Below are 14,469 nucleotides of genomic sequence, written 5' to 3'. Positions count from 1 at the left end.
GCCGGACCAGGGGTGGGGCCCGAGGACCGACGCGACCAAGGAGCGCCTGAGTTGAGGGAGAGCGTGGAGAAGATGGCTGAGAGCGAGGGTGATAGGTCGGAGGGGGAAGGGGGAGCGTTTGGTGCCCGTATGGGCGCGGGCCCTGGCCCCGGTGCTGGTACTTCGGAGGCTGGCCGAGCCGGTACGGGTGCGGCGGCGGCCGACGGGGCCGGTGCCGACGCGACGACTGACGGGGAGGTGTCGCCTGGGCTCCTTGGTACCGAGGGCAGCTACCTCGGTACCGAGGAAGGTCGCGGTGGCGAGGGCGGTCGCACTGAGCTGAAGCCCGAACCCGACTTCGGCTCCGGCTACGGCCCCGAAGATGGTCGCTCCGACACCGTGCCCGGCCCCGGCCCCAAGGATGGCCGCCCCGGCTCCGGCTCCGAGGATGGTCGCCCTGACACCGAGCCCGGCTCCGGCCCCGAGGGTGGTCGCCCCGGTTCAGGCTCCGGCTCCGAGGATCGTCGCCCCGGTTCCGGCTCCGAGGATGGTCGCCCTGTCATCGAGCCCGGCTCCGGCCCCGAGGGTGGGCGCCCTGACACCGAGCCCGGCCCCGGCTTCGGCCCCGGCCCTGGCCCTGGCCCCGAGGATGGTCGTCCCGGCTCCGGCTCCGAGGATCGTCGCCCCGACACCGAGCCTGGCCCCGTCCCCAAAGGCGATCGCCATGGCACCAAAGGCGATCGCCCCGGCACCAACGGCGGCCACCATCCGGCCCCCGAAGGCAGCCGCCCCGCCCCCGAGAGCGGCTACTCTGCCGACCGGCTGCGGCTCCTCCAGGCCCCCGGGCCGGGTGGCCCCGAGCGCCGGTCCGCCCTCGCCCGCCTCACCGACGACTGGCTGGCCCGTCTCTTCCGCAGCGCGGCAGGCGGAGCCGAGGCCGGCTCCGGCCTCGCGCTCGTCGCCGTCGGTGGCTACGGCCGCGGTGAACTCTCCCCCCGCAGCGACCTCGACCTGCTCCTGCTGCACGACGGCAAAGCCGGTGCCCGTACGGTGGCCGCCCTCGCCGACCAGCTCTGGTACCCGGTCTGGGACCTGAACCTCGCCCTGGACCACTCGGTACGCACGCCCTCCGAAGCGCGCAAGGCCGCTCGCGATGACCTCAAGGTCCAACTCGGTCTCCTGGACGCCCGCCACCTGGCCGGTGACCCGAACCTGACGAGCGCCCTGCGCGGCACCGCCCTGGCCGACTGGCGTGAACAGGCCCCCAAACGCCTGCCGGAGCTGCACGAGATGTGCCGCGAACGCGCGTCCCGCCAGGGCGAGTTGCAGTACCTGCTGGAACCGGACCTGAAGGAGGCCAGGGGCGGGCTGCGGGACGCCACCGCACTCCGCGCGGTGGCCGCCTCCTGGCTGGCCGACGCGCCGCGCGAGGGCTTGGAGGCGGCCCACACCCGCCTGCTGGACGTCCGCGACGCCCTGCACCTGACGACCGGCCGCGCCACCGACCGGCTCGCACTCCAGGAACAGGACCAGGTGGCCGAGGCGCTCGGTGTGCTGGACGCGGACGTACTGCTGCGGCAGGTCTACGAATCCGCGCGCACCATCTCGTACGCGAGTGACATCACCTGGCGCGAAGTCGGGCGGGTGCTGCGGTCCCGCTCCGTCCGCCCCGTTCTGCGCGGACTGCTGAAGGGCCGTACGGCCGGTGGTGGTACGGGCCGGGGCGAACGGTCGCCGCTCGCCGAGGGCGTGGTCGAGCTGGACGGCGAAGCCGTACTGGCCCGTACGGCGCGACCCGAACACGACCCGGTCCTTCCACTGCGCGCCGCCGCTGCCGCGGCACAGGCCGGGCTGCCGCTGTCCCGGCACGCCGTACGCCGGCTGCGCACGGCCGCCACCACCCGCCCCCTGCCCGTGCCGTGGCCGGCCGAGGCGCGGGAACAACTGATCACCTTGCTGGGCGCGGGCGCCCAGACCGTCCCCGTATGGGAGGCGCTGGAGGCGGAGGGAATCGTCAGCCGGCTGCTGCCCGACTGGGAGCGGGTGCGCTGCCGGCCCCAGCGCAACGCCGTGCACCGGTGGACCGTGGACCGGCACCTGATCGAGACGGCCGTCCGCGCCTCGGCGCTCACCCGCCGCGTGCACCGCCCCGACCTCCTGCTGATCGCGGCCCTGCTGCACGACATCGGCAAGGGCTGGCCCGGCGACCACTCCGTCTCCGGCGAGACCATCGCCCGGGACATGGCGGCCCGGATCGGTTTCGACGCCCGCGACGTGGCGGTGATCGCCACGCTCGTACGGCATCATCTGCTGCTCATCGAGACCGCCACCCGCCGGGACCTGGGCGATCCGGCGACGGTGGAGGCGGTCGCGGACACGGTGGGCACCATCGGCACGCTGGAACTGCTGCACGCCCTCACCGAGGCCGACGCGCTGGCCACTGGCCCGGCGGCCTGGAGCACCTGGCGCGGGTCGCTCGTCGCGGACCTGGTGAAACGTGTCACGGCGCGACTGGCGGGAGAGGCCGTGCCGGAGGGGCGCACGATGGATGAGCCGACCGCCGAGCAGGAACGCCTGGCCGTCGAGGCGTGGCGCAGTGGCGGCCCGGTGCTGGCCCTGCACACACGGGCGGAGGGCCAGGGGGAAACGGAGTATGCCTCCAAGGCCGCTGGTGCGGACGGAGACGTCGTCGTGGATATGGGCACGGGGCCGGACGTCGCGCCCGAGCCGGAGCCGGTGGGCGTCGAGCTGCTGATGGCCGTACCGGATCAGCCCGGCGTGCTCCCCACCGCCGCGGGCGTCCTGGCCATGCACCGCCTCACCGTCCGCGCCGCCGACCTGCGCAGCGTGGACCCCATCGGCGAGGGCCCGGTCCTGCTGCTGAGCTGGCGGGTGGCCGCCGAATACGGCTCGCTCCCGCAGACCGTACGGCTCAGGGCGGACCTCGTACGGGCCCTGGACGGCTCGCTGGACGTACCGGCCCGGCTGGCGGAGCGCGAGCAGGCATACGCACGCCGCTCGCGTGGTGTGCAGGCCCCGCCGCCCCGGGTGACCGTCGCCCCCGGAAGCTCGCAGTCGGCAACCGTGATCGAGGTAAGGGCCCAGGACGCGCAGGGCCTGTTGCATCGCATCGGCCGCGCACTGGAGGCCGCGGGCGTCACCGTACGCAGCGCCCACGTGAGCACGCTGGGAGCGAACGCGGTGGATGCGTTCTATGTCACCACCGAGAAGGGCGAACCACTGCCGGACGCGGCGGCCACAGAGGTGGCCCAGGCGGTGGAGCGCGCATTGAAGCAGTGAGGCTTGCTTGTCCGAGGGATGCGGCGGACACGTGGTGGCCCTTTTCCGGGCGGGAGGGCTCGGTGGGTTGGGAGAGGCAGGCTCTGCTGATCGGCCTGCTTGGGCGGATCGGCTGGGGGCTGCCGCGGGAGAGCCCATCGAGCCTGAGGGCGGGGAGGCTCTCGGCGGCTGTACGGCCTTGGGCGGAGCCGGGGTCGGCGGCGGGCTCGGAGGCGGCGGGCGATTCGCCGAGGGGGTGGGGCCTGGGGGCGGGGTGGCCGGAGGGGCCACAGCTTTCACGGACGGGACGGTGCCCGGAGGAGCGGCGCCTGGAGGGGCGGGGTCTGGAGGGGCGGGGTCTGGAGGGGCGGCGCCCGGAGGGACGGGGCCTGGAGGGGCGGCGCCCCTTCGGGGGAGGGGCCCCGAGGCGTGAGGGTTCCTCGGAAGCGAGGGTTCCCCGAGGCGCGACGGCCCCCGTACGCGGCGTACGGCTCTGGCGTCGACAGGGGCCCCAGGCGCGAGGCCGCCTCCTGATGCGAGGCTCCCTGTCTCAAGAAAACCCGCTGCGTCAACGCGGCTCCCAGCCCCAACGAAGCTCTCTGCGCCGACGACGCTCCCCGCCCCAACGCCAACGCGGCTCCCCGCCCCAACGAGGCTCTTTGCGCCAACGCGGCTCCCAGCTCCAACAAAGCCCTCCGCACCACCAAGGCGAGCCGCGATCCCCGAGCGCCCTCCCGTTCTCGCCTTGCTTTCCGGTCTCGTCCCGCTACCCGATCTTGGGTCCCCTTCCAGACCTGGGCCCTCTTCCAGACCTGGGCTCCTTTCAAGGCCCGGGGCCCTGGTTCGGTCCAAGCCCGGACCCTCGGTTCGGCCCAGACCCGGACTCCTGGCTTGGACCAGACCCGGACTCCCGGCCCGCCCCAGGCCCGATCCCCCGCCTCAGCCGAAGCCCCCCTCCCCCCGAAAACCCCCACCAGCCCGCAGCCCCCCCCGCCCACCACCCCTCTCCCGCTCCAACCCCCTTCTCCGCCCCACCCTGCCCGCCCCGGCCCATCCATCCGGACCGTCCGCCCCCGACCACCCACTCCCCAGCCCCAGGAACCACCCCCGTCCCCGTCCCGTCTCCAAAGTCGGCACGGGCTGCCCGCCCACCCCACCCCCGTGAGACGGTGGAGGCGGTACCCGTGGCAGGCGTCCACGCCCTGTGCGGACCGCCCTCGCAGTCGCGCGCAGCCCCGTCCCGGCGGCCCTCCCCGGCGGGCAGGGACACGTTGCCTGCCCGTGCGGATACCCTAGAAGCCGACTTGACCCTGCCCCCGACCCCGAGGATCGACGACCGCCGTGTTCGATACGCTTTCCGACCGCTTGGCGAGTACTTTCAAAAACCTCCGGGGCAAAGGCCGCTTGAGCGAGGCGGACATCGACGCCACGGCGCGCGAGATCCGTATCGCCCTGCTGGAGGCCGACGTCGCGCTGCCCGTCGTCCGGGCCTTCATCAAGCAGGTCAAGGAGCGGGCGACCGGCGCCGAGGTCTCCCAGGCGCTCAACCCCGCCCAGCAGGTCATCAAGATCGTCAACGAGGAGCTCGTCGGCATCCTCGGCGGCGAGACCCGCCGGCTGCGGTTCGCCAAGAACCCCCCGACGGTCATCATGCTCGCCGGTCTGCAGGGTGCCGGTAAGACGACCCTCGCCGGAAAGCTCGGCGCCTGGCTCAAGCAGCAGGGCCACGCGCCGCTGCTCGTCGCCTGTGACCTCCAGCGCCCCAACGCCGTCAACCAGCTCTCGGTCGTCGCCGAGCGCGCCAACGTCGCGATCTTCGCGCCCGAGCCGGGCAACGGCGTCGGCGACCCGGTCAAGGTCGCTCAGGACTCGATCGAGTTCGCCCGTGCCAAGCAGCACGACGTGGTCATCGTCGACACCGCGGGCCGCCTCGGCATCGACCAGGAACTGATGCAGCAGGCCGCGGACATCCGCGACGCGGTCAAGCCGGACGAGGTCCTGTTCGTCGTCGACGCCATGATCGGCCAGGACGCGGTCAACACCGCTGAGGCGTTCCGCGACGGCGTCGGCTTCGACGGCGTCGTGCTCTCCAAGCTGGACGGCGACGCCCGCGGTGGTGCCGCGCTCTCCATCGCGCACGTCACCGGCAAGCAGATCATGTTCGCCTCCAACGGCGAGAAGCTGGACGACTTCGACGCGTTCCACCCGGACCGCATGGCGTCCCGCATCCTCGGCATGGGCGACATGCTCACGCTGATCGAGAAGGCGGAGCAGACCTTCAGCCAGCAAGAGGCCGAGAAGATGGCCTCCAAGCTGGCGAGCAGCAAGGGCAAGGACTTCACCCTCGACGACTTCCTGGCCCAGATGGAGCAGGTCCGCAAGATGGGCTCCATCTCCAAGCTGCTCGGCATGCTGCCCGGTATGGGGCAGATGAAGGAGCAGATCAACAACCTGGACGAGCGTGAGGTCGACCGTACGGCCGCGATCATCAAGTCGATGACGCCCGGCGAGCGCCAGGACCCGACGATCATCAACGGCTCGCGCCGGGCCCGTATCGCCAAGGGCTCCGGTGTCGATGTCAGCGCGGTCAAGAACCTGGTCGAGCGCTTCTTCGACGCCCGCAAGATGATGTCCAAGATGGCCCAGGGCGGCGGTATGCCGGGAATGCCCGGCATGCCCGGGATGCCGGGCATGGGCGGCGGTGCCAAGAAGAAGAAGCAGCAGAAGCAGGCCAAGGGCAAGCGCAAGAGCGGCAACCCCATGAAGCGGAAGGCTGAGGAGGAGGCCGCTGCCGCACGCCGCGAGGCCGCACAGTCCGGCAACCCGCTGGGCCTGCCGCAGGGCGACGACGCGAAGAACTTCGAACTCCCCGACGAGTTCAAGAAGTTCATGGGCTAGCGCTCCCTTCGGCTCCTGGTCGGCCCACGCCGCCCCGGGAACCGCACCCGGCGCCCAGCAGTCTGAACGAGCCCCTGGCCGGACCCCCGGTCGGGGGCTCGTCTGCGTACTCATCGCGGCACACCCGCCGATCCGCCCACCGGCCGCAGCAGAGGCGTGCCCTTCCCCAACTCGGCAGCTCGCAGCCCGAGCGCGGCCGCCGCCGTGGCGCCCACGTCCGCCAAGGTCCGGGCCGTCGGCAGACGGTCGAACCCCCTGGCCTCGAGGCGGTGGATCAGCACCGGTACGTACTCACGGGTGTGGTGAGCATGCCCGATGACCGGGTCGTTGCCGTGATCACCCGTAACGATCAAGCGATCGCCCGGCGAGGAAAGGAGCCCCAGCAGCCTGCCCAGTCCCGCATCGGCCTGCCGGAGCACGTCGGCGTAACGCGGGGCGTCCTGCTGGTGCCCCGCCAGATCCGTCTCCTGGACGTTGCTGACGATCAGGGCGGTGTCCGGCGCCCGGCGTACGGCGTCGAAGGTGAGCCCGAGCACCTCGGTGGTGCCGACGGCGGGGCAGCACAGTGCGGCGTCGCAGGCCAGGACGTCCGCGGCCTTGCCCACGAGAGTCACGGGGACACCGGCCCCGGCCGCCAGCTCCGGCAGCCGACGGGAATGATCGAGCGGCGCCCCGAGGTGCTGCACCGCCAGCCCGCCGTTCCGGTAGAAACCGCACGCCGGGGTGTCCAGCCCGACCGTGCCGAGGTCACCGTCGCGTACGAAGGTGTCCAGCGGGCCGTCGGCACGGCCGCCCACGGCGATCACCCGGGCGACGGGCGCCACCGAACGCACCACCCGTGCGATGTCGAGGATCTCCGTGAAGGGGCTGTCCTCCAGCAGGCCGGAGACGTTCCAGTTGACGCCCGGGTCCGCTTCGAGGTTGTCGTGGACGAGAATCCCCCCGCCCACGACCAGCAGGGGACGCCCGGCGAGCAACTCCGTACGGCGCCCGCTCGCCCGGAGGGCCGCCGCGACCTCGCCGAGATGGTCGGCGAGCCGGGCCACGGCCACCCGGCTGAAGTCGGCTCCCACCATCGTCTGGTGCCCGGCGTACGTATCGGCGCCCGGGTAGCCGAGCTCGGCACGGCCCCCGGCCACCGGGAGGGACGGCGTCGATGCGAGGTCCGGATGCGGGTGCACGAGACCGAGGCCGAAAGCTTCCAGGACGGGCAGCGGGAGCCGGCGACCGGTGGCCGCACGATGATCGTCGAGAAGGTGGCCCAGCGTATCGGCGGCAGCGTCACCGGGCCGCGAAACCGCCGCATCGGGCATCGCGCCGACCCCGAAGCCGTCGATGACGAGAATGACGATCCTGCTCATGGTCCACCCGCCCCTTTCCCGCCCGCGGCCTCCGGAAGCGGCCGGCCGAGCGCGTCGTAGCAGCCGGTCAACCGCGGGCTGCCGGCGCCAAGGCCGGCGACGACGGCGACGGTGCTACGGGTGACGAAGATCTGCGTACGGAACGCCAGGACGGCGGTGTCACCGGGACGGGCATCCCCGGAAGCCAGCAGTCGGTAGTAGTCGATGTTCTCGGCAGGAGCCGTCTGGACGGCGAGCCGGGCGCCGGTCCGGGGGATCAACGCCGACTTGACGCCGGAACGGGGGTAGAAGCCGCCGCCGTGGAGTGCGGGCCGACCGTCGGCGAGGAGGTGCGCGACCTCGGTGACGTATACATACGCGGGCCGCTCCGGCTGCTGCGGGTCGATGGCGTGCAGAGGGGTGGTGCCGGTGAGGGCGTGGCCGGGTTCGCCATGCGTGGCGCCCAGCCCCGCGAGCATGGGCAAGGTGGCCGCGCAGGTGACGCCGGGCGCGCTCAGCTTCAGTTCTGTGTGTCCGCGTTCGGTCAGCAAGGCTTGGGCCTGACGGGCCAGTTCGAAGGTGGCGGTGGGACGCGGCTGCCCAGACCCGGGTTCGCACTGGACGCACGGGAACGCGGTGGCTCCGGCCAGGCGGATGCCGGGCATTCGCTCCGCCTCGGCCGCGAAGCCCTCCAGACCACTGAGCGGCACGCCACCTTCCTGTCCCGGATGGACCGTGCCGGGCGCGCCCTCGATCCGTACCAGAACGTCCTGTACGCAGCCCAGTTTGTGCGCGGCATCCGAGACGGCACGGGCGTTGGCCAGATCGAATACGGTGACCGCCTCGGGGCACCAGGCAAGCATCTCGGGCAGCGCACGGTGGGGAGTCTGCACCAGGTGGCCCACATTTCCGGCCTGCGCGCCCGCCGCGTGCAGAGTGCGGGCTTCGCGCACGTCGATGGCGGCGAAACGGGGGAGATGCAGCGCGACGGCCTGGACCAGCTCGGGGTTGCGCCCGATCTGCTTGGCCACAAACCACAGGCCGAGGCCCTGCCGCCTCGCCGCCTTCGCCAGCAACGCGGCATTGGCCTCGACGGCGTCCAGATCCACGACGTACGTGTCGGGCTCCACCGCGCCGGTGCGGTGCAGCTCGGCTGCGCAGTCGACCAGCCGCAGGTTGCGTGCGAGAACGGTGTCGAGGAACACGGTGAGTCAGCCTCCTTCCTGTTGATCGCGGGAGCCGTGCGCGCTGTGCACGGGGCGTGGGGTGCTGGAGGAGGCGGCATCGGACACTGGCGTCGGCACGAGACCGCGTGCACGTACGGGAGCGGCGGCGGCCGGACGGCCGTTCCCGTCAACGTCGCGCAGATCGTGCAGGGCACGCCGGAGGATGTCGATCACCAGGTCCGCGCCCGCTCGCATCGGGTTGATCCGCACCGTCCAGTCGGCCAGCTCCGGCGCGTCCTCCAGGGCGGACCGGGACATCCGGTAGAAGAGCGGTGCGATCTCGTAGCGGGAGTTGGCGCCTACGGGGTACGGGGCGGCGCCGTACCGGGCTGCGGCGTCCGGCACCGCGCGGGCGACCGGCCGGTCCAGCCGGACCAGTAGACAACGGTCCTGGACATTGGCGATCCGCACCTCGGCGACCCCGGGCACCTCCCCCGCCGCCAGCCGCTCGGCGATCTCCGTACCCACCCTGGACTGCACCGACCACATCACCGGTACGTGGCTGAGCGCCCGCAGCGCATCCAGTGCCTGGTGGCCTTGCACCTGGCCGCCGCCGGAGTAGTTGGCGTCATGCACCCGCCCCACCAGATCCCGCGCTCCGACCACAAGGCCCACCCCCTCCGGGCCGTGCAGCTTGAACAGTGAGAAACAGGAAGCGTCCGCGCCCAGTTCCACACCGCATCGCGGCACCCGGAAGACCGCGTAGTTGTCGTCCACGATGGTGCGCACACCGGCGGCCCGGCAGGCGGCGAGCACCTCGCCCGGGTCGTGGGAATCCGCCACCCGCTGCCGGCTGTGCTGGACGAACGCCCACCGGAACCGTCCGGACGCCAGCGCCCGGTCCAATGCGGCACGGTCGTTGAAATCCGCCTCGACCGTCTCCACCCCCAGCCCGCGCAAGGTGACACCGGTGGTGCGGTAGACCGGCGCGCGGTGCACGAGCAGCGGATCGCCCGCATCGAGCACGGCGCCGAGCGCGGCCCGGATGGCGCCCGTGCCCGCGCCCTGCACCAGCGCCGCGGCCGGAGCTCCTAAGAACTCCGCGAGAACGGTCTCGACCCGCGCGGTGGTACGTGGACGCCCCAGCCCCGGCACCACCCCCGCATCCGCCTCAAAGAGCTGTCGGCCCTCAAAATGCCGGGCGACGCATTCCATCAGCCGGAACTGGTTCGCCACCGCGTCCTCCAACGCGACCGTCGGCAACGGAAACGTCCGGGGCAATCGCACGCTCATGTCGGCGCCTCCCTATCTGCCAAGCCGCTTTCCGGGAGCGGAACCGTGGCCCCGCGCCGAACCGGCTGCCCGGCCGCCCCATCCCCGCCCGTGAGGAAGCGCAACGGATTGCGGCGGGTCAGAAGATCGATCAGCTCGTCGTCGGCTCCGGCCATCCGTAGGCGCGGCAGAAACGACCGGAACAGATGCCCGTACCCATGACCGCCCTCGCCGACCAGATAGCTGTGCCGCGAGATGTCGCAGCTGAGCAGTACGCGGTCGGCGTGCCCGGCCTCCAGCAATGCGAGCAGCAGCCGCAGCCGGGTCGCGTCGCTCTGATAGCTCTCCTTCCCGACGGTGTCGAAGGCGACGTACGCGCCCGCCGCCGCCAGCTCCCGATGGACCGTGGCGTCGTCGAACAGATCCTGGTGACCGACACTGATTCGGCGCGGCTCCAGACCGGCCGCGGTCAGCACCTCCAACTGGGCGAGGCCGCCGCGCCCCAGCTGTGCGTGGGTGGCCAGCGACAGACCCGTGGCCACGGCGGCGCGGGCGGCCGCGGTGAGCGTACGGACCTCCGGCTCGCTCGGCCGGTCCCCGTGGCTGCCGACCTCCCCGATGACACCGGGGGAGGGCCCATCGGCGCCCATGCCGCCTTCGATCTCCTCGACCAGCCTGTCCGCCAGCTCCTCGACGCTCGCGCCCGCCACCTCGGCCGGATGGAAGGCTTCGTGATACCACCCGGTGCCTGCCACGACCGCGACCCCGGACGCCCAGGAAATACGAGCCAGCGCAGCGGGGTCCCGCCCCATGCCCCGACAGGTCAGCTCGACTACGAGCGACAGCCCGAACTGGCGACGCAGACCGGCCAGTTCGTCGGCCACCGCTAGGGCATGCCGGGCCGTCAGCGAAGCCGTACGGTCGGTGGGGCGGGAAAGGTCGAGGGCCAGGTGCTCGTGGGCGAGCACGGGGCCCCGCACGGCGGTTACGGACAGCGGGCCGGTGACGGTCCTCAGGAGAGAGTTCATGACGCGCTGCCTTCCCGGCGTACCCACACGCCTGCTCAGGTCTTGATCGGGGTGAAGAGGCCCAGCCAGTAGAAAACGTTGAGGACGATGCCGGTCACCACGACCGCGGCGGGTGCGGCAGCCATCCGGACCACCACCCGGCCCGTGGCCTCGTTCAGCAGGTAGAGGCCGCTGGCTATGAGAATCCCGAGCCCGCCGCCCATGGCATGGGCCGCCAACATGGAACCGAAGAGAATCGCCAGGTGCAGGGTGTCGCCGATGGCGCCGCGCAGATGCTCCGAGGAGTCGCGCACCGACGGCAGCCTGCCCAGCGCCTTGCCGATCCAGCTCAGCGCCAGCACCTCGGCGGCGAAGACCAGGGCACCGCAGACCAAGGCCGGCCAGGGGCTCGGCAGCAGATAGCCGATGGGGTAGACGAGGGTGAAGCCGACGATGCCGTACGCGCCGGAAGCCAGCGCGGTGGTGGCGATCAACGGAATGAACCCGAGGGACCGGTAGAGGTCGACCTGTGCGGCCTCCGCGTACTGCCCCTTGGCGACCAGGAAGCTGGTCGCCTCCCCGCCGCCGAACACATGTAGCTGGCTCAGCAGACAGATCCCCGCGCCCAGCACCATGAACAACGGCAGGTGTCGGCGCAGCCGGGCCGCACTGGCCCCGAACAACGACGCCATGGGATCCACGTCTTCGGACGGTCTGCCGGCCGTGACCACCGGGGCCTCTTCGCCTGTTGGTGACACCATGCCCGCGACGGCCCGCTCCGCCGCCCGGCGCTGCCTTACGTCCCTGGCCACCGCGAAGCCGATGAGGAGCAACACACCGACCGCCATGGCCGGCGCCCCCGCGAACACGTCGGGCCACACCTTCATCGTCAGCACGACCAGTGCCAGCTCCACCACACCGGCCAGGCCGCCGAGCAGCTTCCCGAACTGCTTGGTGATCGCCAGTACCGGAAACAGCGTGAAGAGAAAGAGGATTGGCGTCGCCATCTGTTGCAGGGCTGTCAGGAAGTCGACCGGGAGATCGTGCGCGAGGTTGTTGGCGCCCCTCAGACCGAACACGACCACGCCGCCCCATGCGCCGCCCAACAGCGGGGCGAGCCACTTCTTCGGCGCGAGGAGCCCCAAAATGTCGGTGGGCAGAAACAGCAGCCAGGGGTTGAGCACCCCGGAGGCGAGCGCCATCGGCGCGCCCAGCCCGAAGATGAACCCGGCGGAGAGTCCGAAGGACACCGCCGTGGTGGCGCTCCGGGTCGTACGGCCCTGGACGAAGTCGAGCAGGAAGGGCCGGACACCGTCGTTGAAGACGGCCAGTGCCAGGTGCGCGAGAAAGGCGGTCAGGGCGCACAGCGCTATGACGGCCAGTTGCTGCGCGAGCGAGAAGTCGAGCCCGGTGCTCGCGGCGAGGGCGGTGCTGCTCACGGGTCACTCCTTTGTGCCCTGGCATGTCATCGGAACGTACGGCTTGCGGGGCCGACGCCGGCCGGAACCCGCGGGGAGGCCGACGCGGTCAGGCTCGGGCGGTTATGGCCCCGACCAGCGCCGGCGTGATCACATCGACCTGGTCCACGGCGAAGCCGAACACTCTCTTGCCTTGGTCCAGCAAGGTGTTGATTTCTTCCCCGGAGGGGACGGAGCGGCCGAAGGTGTGACAGGTGGCGGCGCCCATCAGCCCGACCAGCACGCCCAGCGACGCCCCGGCCCCGGTCTGGCAGGTGCCCAGGAAGTAGTCGGCCCGGCCGGCCCGCAACAGTGCCACGGCATCCATGTCGTTGCTGACCGCGACCTCGACGCCGGGCGGCGCCAGCCGCCGTACCGCGTCCGCGACCTCGGTCTTGCCGACACCGCCGGTGAGGATGGTCGTCATGGTGTGTCCCTTCGCAGTACGGCGAAGTGCATCGCCAGGAAATTGAGCTCGGACTCGGGAAGCGGGACGCCGAGGGCGCGCTCGGCCCGTATGGAGACGGCACGGGCCCGCCGGACGGCTCGGGGATGGTCCGCCAGCTCCGCGGCAGCCACGTCATCGGTGCGGAATTCCTCCACCGGCTCGCCGTCCTGCAACCGGGTCAGCGCCATCAGCAGATGGCTGGTGAGCATGCCCGCGGAGTCCTCGGTGACCGCGCACCCCTCGGCGGCCAGTACTTCCAGTTCGGCCCGGACGAACGCGGCGACCTCGGGCCGTACCTGACCGCTCTCCACGAAGAGCTGGATCCGTCGCGCGAGCAAGGCTTCCATGACCGCCCCTCACCTCCCATCAGCCAACAGACAGGTCTTGTCTTCTCGAACCGCGTGCGAAACGCGGAGGTGTCACCGGCGATCGGGCCTGAGTGGTGCGGACAGGCCCAGTGCCGCAGCCGGACCGTGTGCCGGGCAGGCCCGGTGCCAAGAGCAGATGCGGAGTCGAGGGCAGACCTGGTGCCGTGGTCCGACCGGTGCCTCAGCTCTCACCGGGTCGGGCCGGGCGTGCGGCCTGGGCAACCCCGACCAGGTCCGGCCCCCTCGGCCGATCGGCAATCTCAGTAGGAAGGCATGCGCTCCCCTCGCAGCACCTCGGTCTGCAAGCTGGTGACCGCCTCCAGGTCGAGCGCCCCGCTCACCGCTGTCAGCGCCTCGCTGCCCTCCTTCCGGGCTATCAGTGCCGCGCTGGAACTACGGGGTGAGAAATCGCCGGTGATCTCGACGTCGAGCGGCAGCACATCCACCTCTCCGGCCAGCTGCCCTGGTACCTCGTCGAGGTTCCAGACAGTGGCGTCGGCGCGGTCCAGCGCGAACAGGTCGTACAACTGCATGAACGAACTCTCCAGCCAGGTCACGTCCGTCCGGCCCGCGAACGCCCGCTCGGCCAGGGCCCGTTGATCTTCCGATGTGTTGTCCACCGCGACCCGCAGACCCTCGCTGTCGGGCTGGACGCCGTGCCGCAGCAGCAGCCCGTGGGCTCCGGCGTAGGTGGCCGGCCCAAGATCAGCGATCAAGTCGATCGGATGCTGCTCCATCAGTGCGTCGGCGGCGAAGCGGGACAGCACCGCCAGGTCGACCTTCCCGTCCAGCAGAGCTCCCACGCGGGTCGCCGCACCGCGCATGAAGGTGATCGCGAAAGGCGCGCCGGTCTTCTCGAACGCGCCGCGCAAGCCGGTCGCCAGGCCCTCGCGACGACGCGAGTGGGGCAACGGCATCGCGGCGAGGACGGTGCCCAGCCCCGCGAGGCGCCACAGTATGGCGCGGTCGGCACGGACCAGGAAGGTGCCGAGATGTCCGCGGGCCACCGTGTCCATCGCCCCTGATTCCTCCAGGAGTTGGAGCGCGGCCTGCACCGTGCCGTTGCCGACCCCGAGCTCCGCGGCCAGGTCGCGTACGCGGGGGAGTCGTGCGCCCTCGCCCTCGGTGGGCTGATTGATCAGGAGGGCGGCGAGCCGTCGGGCGGCGTGTCCGTTGCGGGTCAGGAACCGTTCGTCGATGCTGTTCATGGAAATGACAGTAACCAGAATTCTGGATATTGGGTATCGCTCGCGAG

General features: G+C 71.6%; 10 protein-coding genes. 2 read left to right on the top strand and 8 right to left on the bottom strand.

Going from position 1 to position 14,469, the window contains the following annotated elements; genetic code table 11:
* Positions 1 to 801 precede the first annotated feature (801 nt).
* Together CP984_RS11060 and ffh are read left to right on the top strand one after the other, a co-directional pair.
* On the top strand, positions 802 to 3,279 hold the full coding sequence (locus tag CP984_RS11060) for a [protein-PII] uridylyltransferase (RefSeq protein WP_043979999.1): 2,478 nt from the start codon (positions 802 to 804) through the stop codon (positions 3,277 to 3,279).
* 1,320 nt (positions 3,280 to 4,599) lie between these two features.
* The gene (ffh, locus tag CP984_RS11055) at positions 4,600 to 6,156 is read left to right on the top strand and encodes a signal recognition particle protein (RefSeq protein ID WP_003980241.1); all 1,557 of its coding nucleotides are present in this window, start codon (positions 4,600 to 4,602) and stop codon (positions 6,154 to 6,156) included.
* Positions 6,157 to 6,266: 110 nt separating this feature from the next.
* Here the strand turns inward: ffh and CP984_RS11050 are convergent, their stop codons facing one another.
* The 8 genes from CP984_RS11050 to yhfZ all read right to left on the bottom strand — a co-directional run bounded on the left by CP984_RS11050 (position 6,267) and on the right by yhfZ (position 14,422).
* Complete coding sequence (locus tag CP984_RS11050) at positions 6,267 to 7,517, bottom strand: phosphopentomutase (protein ID WP_003980240.1); 1,251 nt, start codon at positions 7,515 to 7,517, stop codon at positions 6,267 to 6,269.
* On the bottom strand, positions 7,514 to 8,701 hold the full coding sequence (locus CP984_RS11045) for an alanine racemase (RefSeq protein ID WP_003980239.1): 1,188 nt from the start codon (positions 8,699 to 8,701) through the stop codon (positions 7,514 to 7,516). Before CP984_RS11045 ends, CP984_RS11050 begins: the two co-directional genes overlap by 4 nt.
* Before the next feature lie 6 nt (positions 8,702 to 8,707).
* Positions 8,708 to 9,955: an aminotransferase class V-fold PLP-dependent enzyme gene (locus tag CP984_RS11040; RefSeq protein WP_050498953.1), complete on the bottom strand. Its 1,248-nt coding sequence runs from the start codon at positions 9,953 to 9,955 to the stop codon at positions 8,708 to 8,710.
* The gene (locus CP984_RS11035; RefSeq protein WP_003980237.1) at positions 9,952 to 10,962 is read right to left on the bottom strand and encodes a phosphotriesterase family protein; all 1,011 of its coding nucleotides are present in this window, start codon (positions 10,960 to 10,962) and stop codon (positions 9,952 to 9,954) included. Before CP984_RS11035 ends, CP984_RS11040 begins: the two co-directional genes overlap by 4 nt.
* Before the next feature lie 35 nt (positions 10,963 to 10,997).
* Positions 10,998 to 12,380, bottom strand: a complete 1,383-nt coding sequence (locus CP984_RS11030) for a YhfT family protein (protein WP_003980236.1) — start codon at positions 12,378 to 12,380, stop codon at positions 10,998 to 11,000.
* Between the two features lie 88 nt (positions 12,381 to 12,468).
* The gene (locus CP984_RS11025) at positions 12,469 to 12,825 is read right to left on the bottom strand and encodes a DUF2620 family protein (RefSeq protein ID WP_003980235.1); all 357 of its coding nucleotides are present in this window, start codon (positions 12,823 to 12,825) and stop codon (positions 12,469 to 12,471) included.
* Entirely contained in the window at positions 12,822 to 13,193 is a 372-nt protein-coding gene (locus tag CP984_RS11020) for a PRD domain-containing protein (protein ID WP_003980234.1), read from the bottom strand. The genes CP984_RS11025 and CP984_RS11020 overlap by 4 nt, the downstream gene beginning before the upstream one ends.
* A 281-nt stretch (positions 13,194 to 13,474) precedes the next feature.
* Entirely contained in the window at positions 13,475 to 14,422 is a 948-nt protein-coding gene (yhfZ, locus tag CP984_RS11015; protein ID WP_003980233.1) for a GntR family transcriptional regulator YhfZ, read from the bottom strand.
* Positions 14,423 to 14,469: the final 47 nt, after the last annotated feature.

Source organism: Streptomyces rimosus (assembly GCF_008704655.1).
Taxonomy (GTDB): Bacteria; Actinomycetota; Actinomycetes; order Streptomycetales; family Streptomycetaceae; genus Streptomyces; species Streptomyces rimosus.
The sequence above is the reverse complement of the archived record's forward strand: the minus strand, read 5'-3'. Positions and strand labels throughout refer to the sequence as shown.